The sequence below is a fragment of the Nitrospira sp. genome, assembly GCA_016788885.1.
Taxonomy (GTDB): domain Bacteria; phylum Nitrospirota; class Nitrospiria; order Nitrospirales; family Nitrospiraceae; genus Nitrospira_A.
In genome coordinates this window covers 1-13,315 of sequence record JAEURX010000044.1, presented here as the reverse complement: position 1 = coordinate 13,315, position 13,315 = coordinate 1, and the positions used below count along the sequence as shown (strand labels likewise).

Genomic DNA, 13,315 nt, shown 5'->3' with positions numbered 1-13,315 from the left:
ACTTGCCGTGGGTGTTCGACAAACTGCATCGCGGCGAAACAGTCCAGCTTTCGCACGACGGTGACGCACCTGCCGAGGCCGCAGGCACGAACGAGGAGATTCGCCAATGCGGCATGTACTCAGCCGTCATTATCCCGCTGGTGGTGGCCGGTTTCACTACACGAGCGATTGCGCTGGCGACGCGTCGCACGGAATCTGTGTGGCCCAATGGGGTCGTTCAACAGATTCGACTGGTCGGGGAGATCTTCGCCAATGCGTTGAGCCGCGCGCAGGCATATGAGTTATTTCAGGCCGCTACGTCCCAGCTCTCTCTGTTGCAAGCATCACTTCATCGGAACGAACCTACTCCTCTGGACGCGGTCAGCGAAGCTGCCTGTCTCCCGGGGATGATTGGCCAAAGCGCCGTGCTCAGAGCGGTCCGTTTTCGCATGGAACAAGTCGCACCCTCCGACACGACCGTGCTGCTGCTCGGGGAAACCGGTGTGGGCAAGGAGCTGTTGGCTCGCGCCCTTCACCAGCAAAGCCGCCGCTCTATGCGACCCTTCGTCACCGTGAATTGTGCCGCCCTCTCGGCTACCCTTATCGAAAGTGAACTGTTTGGCCATGAAAAAGGTGCCTTTACCGGGGCCGTGGCCCGACGAGTGGGGCGCTTCGAAGCTGCGCATGGTGGTACGCTGTTTCTGGATGAGATGGGTGACCTGCCGTTGGAGCTGCAGGCCAAGTTGCTCCGTGTGCTTCAGCAGGGTGAATTCGAACGAGTAGGCAGCTCGCGGACACTTCGGGTCGACGTCCGAGTCATTGCCGCAACCAACCGAGACCTGGAGGCCGACATGCGTTGCGGGCGCTTTCGGTCCGATCTTTATTATCGATTGGCGGTGTTTCCGATCACGGTGCCTGCATTGAGAGAGCGCCGGGAAGACATCCCGCTGTTGGTACGTTATTTTGTCATGCAATGTGCCCAGCAAGCCGGCAAAGTCATTTCTACCGTGCCGACCAGGGTGATGGATACCTTGCAGGCCTATGCATGGCCGGGCAACGTCCGCGAACTTCGGAATGTGATCGAACGGGCAGTGATCAATAGCCGGGGCCCGACGTTGTGCTTGATGGACCAGTTGCCGGCGTCCAACGAGCCGAGGATAGAATGCCAGGCGGTGCGGCCTCTCGCCGCAGCGGAAGCTGCGCACATCCTCCGAGCATTGGAGGTTAAACAGTGGAAGATCGAGGGTCACACAGGGGCTGCCGCTGCCTTGGGCCTTCCGGCCAGCACTCTCCGCAAGCGCATGCGCAAACTGGGCATTAGGCGCCCGACAGGCGGGTGATGAAGGGGGGATCATCCGCTTGCTCGTCAAAGAGCGCGGAGTGGCGCCGTCGTATGGGGTAAGCCCGGAGCTTCACGCGGGAGCTCCAGGCACTGCACGTGGTGGGGAGCGTCGGAATCTGCACGCGATCGCCCTTGGGCACCCGTTCCTGTCACCCAGGTGTCAGTGGCCTATTCGTGCTGTATCCGCAGCACCGCAAAAGTGACGCATTTGGACTCCCAGCTCACCAACGAGGTCACACGGCGGATTGGGAGATGGGACTGAGGATCAAGAGGATCTGATGGTTCTGCTTCTCATCACCATCGAAGCTCAACCGACCAAATGTAGGGAACTTGAGCAGACATTGCGATTGCTCGTAGGGCAGGTACGTGAGGAACCCGGGTGTCTCACGAGCCACGTCTATCGTGATGTGGAGCAATCTCAGGTCTTGTGTCTCGTCGGGTTGTGGGCGACTCAGGCAGACGTAGATGCGCACATGCAAACAGATCATTGGAAGATATTGGGTGGAGCGACGGAGCTGCTGGGCAGAACGACGCAGATTCAGCGGTGTGGCGTCTTGTGAGCCGTTGGGGAAGCCGGAGCGAAGCGGGTCTCGAAGAATCACCACGCGGAATGGTTGTTCGTGGATTCCTCGCTAGATCGTCACGGGGTGCAGAAGAGTGTCGGACAAAGGCTGTACGGCCTCGGGACCGGCGGGCCAATAGGTTGTCCAAGACGAACGACAGACTGGTGCCATGAAAGGAATGGTGATGAAGGAACAGCCTGACAGTGAAGTGTCTGCGGAACTCGCCGCGTTGCGGTAACGGCTCAACAGCCTCGAAGCCGAGCAAGTAGCGGCACAGCGCCAAGCCTGCGGCGCGCAACGGCCGACCTTGGATCTTCGTTGGCGTTCTTCTTTGAACAAGGAAGGAGTTATGCATAACGGGATAGTGGAGCCTGCGGCAGATGTGGGAGAGACTCGCGTTTTCACGGATGGAGCATACTCCCACGGAGACGACCAAAGCGATAAGGGTACCGGTATGGCCCTGCTTGTCTGGCGTGGTCCAGACAAGGAGCCAACGAAAACTGCCAATCGCACCTGCGAGCTCACCTTGATCGATTGAGTGCATCAGGTACAACATCCTTACTCCAGTGCTCGCGGGGGACCAGTTGACATCAGCGGGAAGCGGCGATGCAAGACCCTGTACTTGCATCGCCGCACCTGCATTCGCAGCTAAAGTTCATCCAGGCGGTGCAACCGACGAGCTCGCCTTTCGGTTCCCCTCCAGCCCCCTTCATGCTCAATGGGGCTCCATCATCCCTGAGTGTGCGATTCTGCACGATTCGCTCATTGATATTGTGCACGACGGCAGATTGTTGTCGTGTTGGAGAGACCGTTCAGGATCTTCTTCCAAAAACCAATCGGACGAATCTATTCTCGGTACGCTTAAAATTCGCGCAGTGTCCCCAGCAAAATAGAGAAGCGCCTTCCAGGCAGGAAAATTGCTTATGTAGCTGCCCCAGCAGACCCCCCATTACATTCCTCCTTGGTGATGATGATTCATCGTCGGTATCACGCTCTGCTTGAAGTGTCCAATGTGCTGAACTCACAGCGCGGAATGGACGGTCTGTGGCAAGCGTGCACGGAACGGATCAAAGATGTCGTGCCATGGGAGCGCGCCGGGGTTCTCCTCTATGTGCCGGAAGAAGACGGCTTTCGGTTTCATGCTCTGGAGACTGCCGTGCCCAAACGCGTGCTTCAACGTGGCACCATCATTCCGCGGACGGGCAGTGCGGTGGGATGGGTGTATGAACATCGCGAAGTCCATGTGCGCCCCCATCTTCAGAAAGAACAAGTGTTCTATGAAGATCGTTTATATGCCGAGGAAGGCCTCGGTCGAATGGTCAATCTCCCGCTGCTTGCGCGTGGAACCTGCCTCGGGACGCTCAATATCGGAAGCGTGGCATCAGGGGAGCCTGAGGTCGAGACGTTGGAGTTTTTGCGCCAAATCGCGATTCAGGTTGCATTGGCCATCGAAAACGTCCAAGCGTATGAGCAACTCGCGCACATGAGTCGACAGCTTGCGCAGCATAACGCGTATCTGACACAGGAAATCAAACAGGGAAGTAACTTTGGATTGCTCGTCGGCAAGAGCGAGCCGCTGCGCAAGGTGCTCACGCAAATTCAGGCCGTCGCGACCACTTCCACCACGGTATTGGTGACCGGAGAGACCGGCACCGGGAAAGAATTGGTGGCCCGCGCCATCCATGAAAGCAGTTTGCGGCGACATAAACCCTTCATCCGGCTCAACTGCGCGGCATTGCCAAGCGGCCTGGTGGACAGTGAATTGTTCGGGCATGAGCGTGGAGCATTCACGGGAGCGGTCCATCGGCATCAGGGACGGTTCGAACTGGCTCACGAGGGCACGCTGTTTTTGGATGAAATTGGGGAGATGCCGCTGGATGTCCAGGCGAAGCTTCTCCGCGTCCTGGAAGATCATCTCATCGATCGGGTGGGAGGCGTGCGATCGGTGCCTGTGGATGTGCGGCTCATCGCGGCAACCAATGTGGACCTGGCTGAGGCCGTTGAGCAGAGACGGTTCAGAGCCGATCTCTACTATCGCCTCAAGGTGTTTCCCATTGCTCTTCCTCCGCTGCGCGATCGGGAAGAAGACATTCCGCTTCTGGCTCAGCATTTTCTCCAGATCTGCCAAGCCAAATTCAATCGCCCGGGCCTTACCCTCAGTGATATGGCATTGGCGCGGTTGGCCCAGTATGACTGGCCTGGAAATATTCGCGAGCTTCAGAATGTCATTGAGCGGGCCGCGATTCTCGCGCCGACTCATGTTGTCGAGATCGATGAGCGTCTCGTCGCTTCCTCATCGAGGCCCACGCCGGACGTTGATCGGCCACTCACCCTATACGATGCAGAACGTGGGCTCATTCTTCGGGTACTCGAGCAGGCGGGCTGGAGGATTTATGGTCCTCTTGGAGCCGCCTCTCGGCTAGGGATGAATCCCAGCACTTTGCGCAGTCGAATGAAAAAAATGGACCTGTCACGCCCGACGGTTCTTCCTTCTCTAGATCCTCTTCCCCTGTCCTAGTCACGGCTTCTTGTTGAAACCCTGCTGGTATTTGTACGGCGGCTCGACCCATTGTGCCGTGCGCTCAAAGCCTGTCTGGTTGCCTCCACGCAGTACACTGCACCGCTGAATTCACGTGGCTAGGAATAACAGCGCCCGTTCATCTTCCTCGACCGTCGTGAATGATCGCGATTTTCCATGAAGTCTCGCGGTGGACTCTTCGCAGCCGGAGGCCCGACACGTGCCACTTCGAGCAGGGTGTATCCCGAAGTAGCAGGAATGGCGCGTCTTTTTTCTGTGAGAGGTGCGTTGATCCCCGGTGGCATTTGGCTTGCTTGTCTCTGTTGGCACTACGTATGGCGAGGGAGACGGGACTATGCGGCCAATTGGATGGCGTCGCAGACTCGGGACGGTCGGACTTCTCTGTGGGACGATCCTCATTGGGTTCAGCGCCTGCCATGGATCCTGGCCATTCACCGGGTCGACGGTTCTTCTCAACAACAGTCAATTTATGGAGGGATGGGCGACCTATCTCCACTGCAGATCAAGCGAGGAGCCGGATGACATCCGAAGTGATGTGCAGCAATTGACCCGTATTGCCTACGCGGTGGCCACGCAGAGTCGGCAATCCGATTTCCTGCCTGTTTCGATGCGAGCGCTTGTTATGACCCCGCCAATACGGTTGGCTGTCGACCCCCACGCCATGATGGTGGCATGCGCGCAGCATGGCGGTGAGATGGCGCAACGAGTCGGTCGACCTGAGCTGGCAGTGGAATTGTTTAGCGTGGTGTTGGCGGCGCTAAGGGAACGCGTCTCTGTCTACCGGCCGATCGATATCGGTCGTGCATTCAGCAACCGTGACTAGTGGTCGGAGGAGAGCAGTCGTATGAAGCCAGACTATGACTTTGATCTGTTGTGCATCGGCAGCGGTCCCGCAGGGCAACGGGCTGCGATTCAGGCGGCCAAGCTTGGCAAACGTGCCGCTGTCGTGGAAAAGCGTCCTTCTCTCGGAGGCGTCTGCTTGGAGATAGGGACGATCCCGAGCAAGACGTTCCGAGAGGCCGTGTGGGGCCTGTCTCAGAGCGGCGGCGGATTGACCCGTGACTCGGGCTTTCGCGTCGATGGCGAGCCTCTGCGTCGACCTCCCATAGAGGCACTCTTCCAGCGCGTCGGGATGGTCGGCCATCGTGAATCGCAGGTGGTCGAACAGCAGTTGTTCCGGAACGAGGTGCAGATTATCAGAGGAGAGGCCTCATTTGTTCACCCGCATACTCTACTGGTGGTATCCGGCGAGGGGCAGCGCACGGTGACGGCGGAGAACATCGTGATTGCTGTCGGAACCTATCCGGCTTCCCCTCCCGGCGTGCCGGCGGATGGTGACCTTATCCTCACCAGCGATGATCTCGTGCGGTTGCGGAGACTGCCCAAGAAGCTCGTGATCGTCGGCGGTGGCATCATTGGGATCGAGTATGCGTCGATGTTCGCTGCGCTCCACATCCCGGTGATTCTGGTGGATAAGCGCGACCAACTCCTAGAGTTTTTGGACCGCGAATGTGTCGACGAACTCATACAGCAGATGAGACGGCAACGGGTCACGTTTCGCTTGGGAGAAGCAGTGGACCGGTTGGAGGTGACGAACGGAAGCCCACAACAGGCGATCGTCCATCTGGAGTCCGGGAAAAAGATCGTCGCCGATCAAATCCTCTTTTCGGTTGGGCGAGTCGGCGCGACGAGTCGCCTGAATGTGGATGCCGTGGGGCTGAAGCCTGATGAGCGTGGGCGGTTGGCTGTGGACCGAGAGTTCAGAACGGCGGTGCCGCACATTTTCGCGGTCGGCGACGTGATCGGTTACCCGAGCTTGGCGTCGACCTCATTTCTGCAGGGACGGCTGGCGGCGTCCTATGCCTTCGGAGTGGATCCGGGACCCATGATTGAGCATCTGCCGATCGGAATCTATTCCATGCCGGAGGTTTCCGCCATTGGCCCGCCGGAGCAGGAATTGACCAGGAAGAAGGTGCCCTATGAAACCGGCATCGCGCGGTATGGAGAGATCGCACGAGGACAGATTCTCGGAGACGACAGCGGGTTTCTCAAGTTGCTCTTCCATCGCGAGGACCAGCGACTGCTCGGGATCCATGCCGTGGGGGTCGGCGCCACAGAACTGATCCATATTGGTCAAGCAGTCCTGGAGTTAGGCGGTGGCCTCCAATACTTCTTACGGACGGTGTTCAATTATCCGACGTTGGCAGAATGCTACAAAGTCGCGGCTCTAAATGCTTTCAATAAGTTGTCCGCCTGTCGGTAAAGAACCTGCAGGTGAAGAAGGCGATCTGACGGTCGGAGCACTCATGGATCGGCACGGTTCCCTTTTCCACTGCAGAGCGTCTTCCACGGAACAAATGATGAAAGAAGGACAGATATGAATCACATCACACTACGTGCGCTCGTGTTCATTTCGTTGGTTGCCGGTCCTTGCATGGCGCAAGACCAGCCTCTTGGATCGGAGCAAAGTTTTTCTGCTCCCTCCACATCCTCCGATGTGACGAAGATGCCAAGGGGGTCCTGGGAAAGTTGGCTGAATCATGGAGAACGTGGCAGGACGTCGAAGTCGTACATGCCGCCACGGAGCCCTGCTCTCGGAATGCCGACGCCCCCACTTTCCCCCTCCACGGGACCGGGTTTCAGCCCTGCGGGGCCAGAAGGAGGGCGCAGTCCTTCGCGCCTCAAGTCGAACAGAGAAACGGAACGGAATGAGTGAGGGCCTGCCTGTGGGACGACTGGCCATCAGCCAGTATTGAGGAAATACACGCACGCTATCCCTGGATACGCAAACAATTCACGACCAAGGAGATGCCATGATGCACGTCACGCAAGTCAGGATCAACAATCCCGTGTGTGCGCTTCAGGTATATGGCCAATCGGTGTGGTTGGACTATATTCGACGCAGTTTCATCACCAGCGGAGCCTTGCAACGTCTCATCCTCGACGAGGGAGTGGTCGGCGTGACGTCAAACCCCGCGATCTTTGAGAAAGCGATCACCGGAAGTTCGGACTATACCGATGCGTTGCGCAGGCTCCAGAAGGAGCCGAGACTGGATGCGCAGGCGCGCTTTGAACGGCTGGCCATTGAGGATGTTCAGTCTGCGGCCGACCTCCTGCAGCCGGTGTATGCCCGCACGAAGCGACGGGACGGCTATGTAAGCTTGGAGGTGTCGCCTCATGTGGCGCATGATACGCCGGGGACGCTCGACGAAGCGAAGCGGCTGTGGGAAGCCGTTGAGCGCGATAACGTGATGATTAAAGTCCCAGCCACTCCCGCCGGGATCTCGGCGATCGAACAACTGATTGGCATGGGCATCAACGTCAACGTGACCCTTCTCTTCTCGCAGGAGACCTATGCGGATGTCGCCGAGGCCTACCTCACCGGGCTGGAACAGTTCGCTAAGCGAGGCGGTGACCTGGGGAGCGTTGCGAGTGTGGCCAGTTTTTTCGTCAGCCGCATTGATACAGCGGCGGATGCTGAAATTTCTGCCTACCTGAAACAGTCAACTCATGAACGCGAACAGGGACGTCCCACAAGTCTCTTGGGAAAGCTTGCGGTGGCGAATGCCAAGCTGGCCTATCAACGGTATCAGACCCTCTTTTCCGGACCTCGCTGGGAAGCCCTTGCGAAGCAGGGGGCCACGACCCAACGCTTGCTTTGGGCGAGTACGGGCACCAAAAATCCTCAATACCGCGACGTGCAGTACGTGGAAGAACTGATCGGTCCGGAGACGGTCAACACGATGCCGTTAGCGACACTGGATGCGTTTCGTGATCATGGCCGCCCCGAGAGTCGACTGACGAAGGACCTCGATGAGGCAAAAGCCGTGCTGCTTGCGGCGGAGCAGATAGGAATCTCAATGAAAGCGATAACCGACCGGCTGTTGGAAGAAGGGTTGCAGTTGTTCAGGGACGCTTTCGACCAACTGCTTGTCGTCGTCGAGTCGCACTCCAGAAAAGACCAGGGTGTTCGACTCAATGACTGTTTCTACCGGCTCCCTGCGGAGGTGGCTGCCGAGGTTCAGGCGTCCCTCAAGGAATGGGACGATACTCACCGAGTTCGACGTCTCTGGAATCGCGATCCGTCTCTCTGGACTAATGAGAGCGAGCATCGGTGGCTCGGGTGGTTAGATATTACGGACCAACAGTTGGCTCAGGTGCCCTTGCTCGTCAACTTGGCGGAAGAAATCTGGCACAGAGGGTTCATGCACGTTCTCTTGCTGGGAATGGGTGGATCGAGCCTGTGCCCGGAAGTCCTGAGGCGGACGTTTGGAAGGCAAAGTGGGTATCCGGAATTCCATGTGCTCGATTCAACCGATCCGGCCCAGATTCGGTCTATTGAAAAACGAATCCAGATCGGCAGCACGCTCTTCATCGTGTCGAGCAAATCGGGAAGTACCCTTGAGCCCATGATTTTGAAGCACTACTTTTTTGAGCGGGTTCAACGGCATGTGGGAGCCAAGGCTGCCGTCCGACATTTCATCGCGATCACGGATCCTGGTTCACCACTCCAGCAGATCGCCGAAGCCGATGATTTTCAGCATCTCTACTTTGGGGTGCCCACGATCGGAGGGCGATATTCGGCGCTATCGAATTTCGGGATGGTGCCTGCGGCAGTGATGGGGCTCGATATCGCCCAGTTGCTCGAACGCGCGGAAGAAATGGTGGAGGCCTGTTTTCCTTCTGTACCGGTCGAGGAGAATCCCGGCGTGATGCTAGGTACGATTCTCGGAGTATTTGCCAAACACGGCCGCGATAAGGTGACGATTGTATCCTCGCCAGGTGTGGCCTCCTTCGGCGCCTGGCTCGAACAACTCCTGGCCGAATCGACCGGCAAGGAGGGCAAAGGCATTATTCCGGTCGATTGTGAGACGGTGGGATATCCTACCGTCTATGGGACAGACCGTGTGTTTGTGTATATCCGATTGGAGACTGCTCCGGAGAAAAATCAAGACATTGCCGTCAACCGGCTTGAGCGGGCAGGGCATCCGATCATCCGCATTGCCGTGAACGACCTGTATGACCTGGGGCAGGAATTTTTCCGTTGGGAATTTGCCACGGCAGTGGCGGGAGCGATCCTGGATCTCAATCCGTTCGACCAGCCGGATGTCGAGACAAGCAAAGTCGCCACCAAGCAGTTGACGGCTCAGTATGAACGAACCGGAGCGCTTCCTCCCGAATCTGCATTTTTCGAAGAAGGTGGGATCAAGCTATTTGCCGATCCGACCTATGCCCAAGCGCTTCAGGCAGCGGCAGGTCCGACCTCGTCTCTTGAGCAGTATCTCGCAGCCCATCTGAATCGGCTCACAGCCGGTGATTACTTTGCCTTGCTGGCGTATCTTGAGATGGACCCCACGCATGAGGCGGACCTCCAAGCCATGCGCGTGAGAGTGCGGGACGTCAAGCATGTCGCCACCTGCATGGGGTTTGGCCCGCGATTCCTCCATTCCACGGGACAGGCCTACAAAGGAGGGCCGAATACCGGTCTCTTTCTTCAGATCACCAGCGAGGATGCCGTCGACCTGCCGGTACCGGGCCAGCATTACTCGTTCGGGGTCGTCAAAGCGGCGCAGGCCCGCGGAGATTTTCAGGTGTTGGTGGAACGAGGCCGACGGCTATTACGGGTGCATCTGGGGACCGACGTCCGGGCGGGGCTGGTCAGATTGAGGTCGGTGATTGAGGAGGCGTTGGTATGAAGGACGTACAGGGCTCCGTCCATTCGGCGATCGCGCCGCACGGCCGCGGGCAGACACCATCACGGGGAACGGATGCCTGTGATGTCATCGGGAGGTCATCATGATGGAGCCACAGACAGATGCGCTCGTGCTGTTCGGGGCCACGGGGGATTTGGCGTTCAAGAAGATCTTTCCCGCTCTGCAGGCCATGATCAAGCGGGGGCATCTGACGGTGCCCGTGATCGGAGTGGCCAAAGCGAATAGACATGAGGCGGAACTGCGAGATCGCATTCGGGAAAGTCTGACACAATTCGGTGGAGGCATCGATGAAGCGGCCTTTGCCAGACTTATACAGAGTGTTCGGTTTGTGGATGGCGACTACCGGGAAGATGAGCTGTTTACCCGTCTCCGCCGGGAACTCGGCCGCGCTCAGCGGCCGCTCTATTACCTGGCCATTCCACCCAGTATGTTTCGGACGGTAGTCGAGGGGCTCGGCAAGTCTGGCTGTGCGTGTGGTGCACGGGTGGTGGTCGAAAAACCGTTTGGACGGGATTTGGCCTCGGCGCAGGCCTTGAACCGGACCCTGCACAGTGTCTTCGACGAGTCGGCGATCTTTCGCATCGACCACTACCTAGGAAAAGAATCAATCCAAAACCTGCTGTACTTTCGATTCGCCAATTCCTTCCTCGAGCCGATTTGGAATCGTGAGTACGTGGACAGCGTGCAGATCACGATGGCGGAACAGTTCGGGATGTCCGGTCGGGGGAGTTTTTATGAGGAAACTGGGGCGCTTCGCGATGTGGTCCAGAACCACCTGCTCCAAGTCGTGGCCAATTTAGCGATGGAACCACCCATCAGCGGGTCCGGCGAAGCCTTGCGTGACGAACGGATCAAGATCTTTAAGCGCATGCGGCCGCTGACCGAACACACCCTGGTCCGTGGGCAGTTTCGTGGGTACAGAACGGAGGCAGGGGTGGCATCTGACTCGCAAGTGGAAACGTTCGCGTCGCTCCAGATCGCCCTGGATTCCTGGCGATGGGCGGGGGTGCCGTTCTTTATCCGTGCCGGGAAGCATCTCCCGGTTACGGCCACGGAAGTGTTTGTGACGTTGAAGCGTCCACCTCAAGATGTGTTCGGTGAGGCAGCCGGGGAGCCGCGCAACTATGTTCGATTCCGGCTTGGCCCCGATCGGGTGGCGGTTGCGATTGGGGCCCGTGCCAAAGTCCCAGGAGAAAAGATGCTCGGGCGCGAGACGGAACTCTTCGTGAGTCATCAGCGAGGAGATGAGATGGAAGCCTATGAACGGCTGATAGGCGACGCCATGATCGGTGATGCATCGCTCTTCGCGCGGCAGGATGGGGTCGAAGCCTCTTGGCGTGTGGTCGACCAGATTCTCACCACACCGACGCCGGTCTATGAATATGAACCAGGCACGTGGGGACCCGGTGAGTCTCAGACGTTGATTGCTCCGTTTGGTGGGTGGCAGTGTCCAAAGGAACATGAATAAGGGAGAACAACTTATGCAATTGGGGATGGTTGGACTGGGACGAATGGGGGCCAACATGGTGCGGCGGTTGATGCGTGGAGGGCACCAATGCGTGGTGTTTGACCGGAATACGGAACAGACACATCGACTGGCCGCTGAAGGGGCCGTGGGAGCTGATTCTCTGGACGATCTGATCAGCCGATTGACCCCGCCGCGGGCTGTGTGGGTGATGGTGCCGGCAGGAGAGGCGACAGAAACGACCCTCGATGCTCTGGCGCAAAAGCTACAGGCGGATGACATTCTCATCGATGGCGGGAACTCGTATTTCAAAGATGATGTTCGACGTGCCACAACGCTTAGGGCACAGGGGCTCCACTATGTGGATGTCGGAACAAGCGGAGGAACCTGGGGACTGGAGCGAGGGTATTGTTTGATGATCGGCGGCCTCGTGCCGGTGGTAACGCGTCTTGATCCGATCTTTAAAACCCTGGCGCCCGGTCGAGGTGACATTGAACGGACCAAGGGACGGGGCCGCATGGAGGGAACGGCTGAAGAGGGGTATCTGCACTGCGGGCCTGCCGGAGCAGGGCACTTCGTCAAGATGATTCATAATGGTATCGAGTATGGTTTGATGCAAGCCTATGCCGAAGGGTTCGAGATCTGTCGTCATGCTAACGCGAAAAGCCTTCCCGCTGACATGCGGTACGACTTGAACCTTGCGGATATCGCTGAGGTGTGGCGCCGGGGCAGTGTGGTCGGATCGTGGCTCCTTGATTTGACCGCTGCCGCGTTGGCTGACAATCAAGACCTGTCCAACTTTACCGGCTCCGTCCAAGATTCCGGAGAAGGTCGCTGGACGGTGATGGCTGCAATAGAGGAAGGAGTTTCTGCAGACGTCCTGTCTGCATCGCTCTTTACCAGGTTCCGTTCACGTCAAGACCATACCTTTGCCGAAAAAGTGCTCTCGGCGATGCGCTACCAATTCGGCGGCCACGTCGAGGCACGAGGGGATGATTGCCATTCATGAGTTCGGCAGACGGAACCGAGGCAAAAGTATCTCATCCGTTGCGATCACGTTGGTCCTGGTCATGATGACCGAATAGAGGCGCGTTTCGCACAGACCACACGATGCGACACGACGGTTGTCTCGGCAGGGTCCTCTCGTTGCCGCACAATTGGTTGAGATTTCAGTCGACCCCACTCGACAAAGAATATGCTCTCCCAGTATCTACGTAAACTCACAGGGAGGATGCCTTTCTCGCAATCGATGGGTTGCAGCTCCGCATGCGCGTCCGGAGATGGAGCACATTGCGCGACATCGTGGACCAGCGCCCCTACTCACGGGCCCAGCCGAGCGCTGGAGCATGGATTTTGTCCATGATACCCTGGCCGACGGGCGACCGTTTCGGATCTTGACGGTGGTGGATAACTGGAGTCGCTGGAGTCCGGTTCTAGAAGCGGGATTGCGGATGTCCGGAGAGGCGGTGAGTTGACCTGCCCCCTGTAGTTGTACCAACATGAATGTGAGTTACGCACAACGTGAGACCTCCCCAGAAACTAGACCGCTGGAAGCTGGAAATTCGGTGCCTCTTGAGACCTCCCCAGAAACTAGACCGCTGGAAGCTGGAAATTCGGTGCCTCCTGCAGCCCGGTTTGAGCCGCCTGTTCGACAAACTCCTGTGGTGTTAAGTTCCCGAGCGACCCATGCGGCCGACGCTCATTGTAGTCGAT

General features: G+C 58.0%; 8 protein-coding genes. All 8 read left to right on the top strand.

The genetic code is table 11. The features are described from left to right. Positions 1 to 1,319 (top strand): sigma 54-interacting transcriptional regulator (locus JNL86_12310; GenBank protein ID MBL8043691.1); only part of this gene is annotated, 1,319 nt, incomplete at its 5' end. A 280-nt stretch (positions 1,320 to 1,599) separates the two neighbouring features. Next, positions 1,600 to 1,881, top strand: coding sequence for an antibiotic biosynthesis monooxygenase (locus tag JNL86_12305; protein MBL8043690.1), 282 nt, complete (start codon positions 1,600 to 1,602; stop codon positions 1,879 to 1,881). Positions 1,882 to 2,851: 970 nt separating this feature from the next. After that, complete coding sequence (locus JNL86_12300) at positions 2,852 to 4,402, top strand: sigma 54-interacting transcriptional regulator (GenBank protein MBL8043689.1); 1,551 nt, start codon at positions 2,852 to 2,854, stop codon at positions 4,400 to 4,402. Positions 4,403 to 4,757: 355 nt separating this feature from the next. Beyond that, entirely contained in the window at positions 4,758 to 5,246 is a 489-nt protein-coding gene (locus JNL86_12295) for a hypothetical protein (GenBank protein ID MBL8043688.1), read from the top strand. 21 nt (positions 5,247 to 5,267) lie between these two features. Next, on the top strand, positions 5,268 to 6,686 hold the full coding sequence (gene sthA, locus JNL86_12290; GenBank protein MBL8043687.1) for a Si-specific NAD(P)(+) transhydrogenase: 1,419 nt from the start codon (positions 5,268 to 5,270) through the stop codon (positions 6,684 to 6,686). A gap of 550 nt (positions 6,687 to 7,236) precedes the next feature. Continuing rightward, positions 7,237 to 10,119 (top strand): bifunctional transaldolase/phosoglucose isomerase, encoded by a 2,883-nt coding sequence (locus JNL86_12285; GenBank protein MBL8043686.1) that lies wholly within the window; start codon positions 7,237 to 7,239, stop codon positions 10,117 to 10,119. Between the two features lie 100 nt (positions 10,120 to 10,219). Next, the gene (gene zwf, locus JNL86_12280) at positions 10,220 to 11,605 is read left to right on the top strand and encodes a glucose-6-phosphate dehydrogenase (protein ID MBL8043685.1); all 1,386 of its coding nucleotides are present in this window, start codon (positions 10,220 to 10,222) and stop codon (positions 11,603 to 11,605) included. Between the two features lie 13 nt (positions 11,606 to 11,618). Next, positions 11,619 to 12,611 (top strand): decarboxylating 6-phosphogluconate dehydrogenase, encoded by a 993-nt coding sequence (gnd, locus tag JNL86_12275; GenBank protein MBL8043684.1) that lies wholly within the window; start codon positions 11,619 to 11,621, stop codon positions 12,609 to 12,611. Positions 12,612 to 13,315: the final 704 nt, after the last annotated feature.

What these genes read in the sequence shown, in the direction of transcription:
- JNL86_12305 (MBL8043690.1), top strand. Translation starts at nt 1,600, where the DNA reads ATGGTTCTGCTTCTCATCACCATCGAAGCTCAACCGACCAAATGTAGG.
- JNL86_12300 (MBL8043689.1), top strand. Translation starts at nt 2,852, where the DNA reads ATGATGATTCATCGTCGGTATCACGCTCTGCTTGAAGTGTCCAATGTG.
- JNL86_12295 (MBL8043688.1), top strand. Translation starts at nt 4,758, where the DNA reads ATGCGGCCAATTGGATGGCGTCGCAGACTCGGGACGGTCGGACTTCTC.
- sthA (MBL8043687.1), top strand. Translation starts at nt 5,268, where the DNA reads ATGAAGCCAGACTATGACTTTGATCTGTTGTGCATCGGCAGCGGTCCC.
- JNL86_12285 (MBL8043686.1), top strand. Translation starts at nt 7,237, where the DNA reads ATGATGCACGTCACGCAAGTCAGGATCAACAATCCCGTGTGTGCGCTT.
- zwf (MBL8043685.1), top strand. Translation starts at nt 10,220, where the DNA reads ATGATGGAGCCACAGACAGATGCGCTCGTGCTGTTCGGGGCCACGGGG.
- gnd (MBL8043684.1), top strand. Translation starts at nt 11,619, where the DNA reads ATGCAATTGGGGATGGTTGGACTGGGACGAATGGGGGCCAACATGGTG.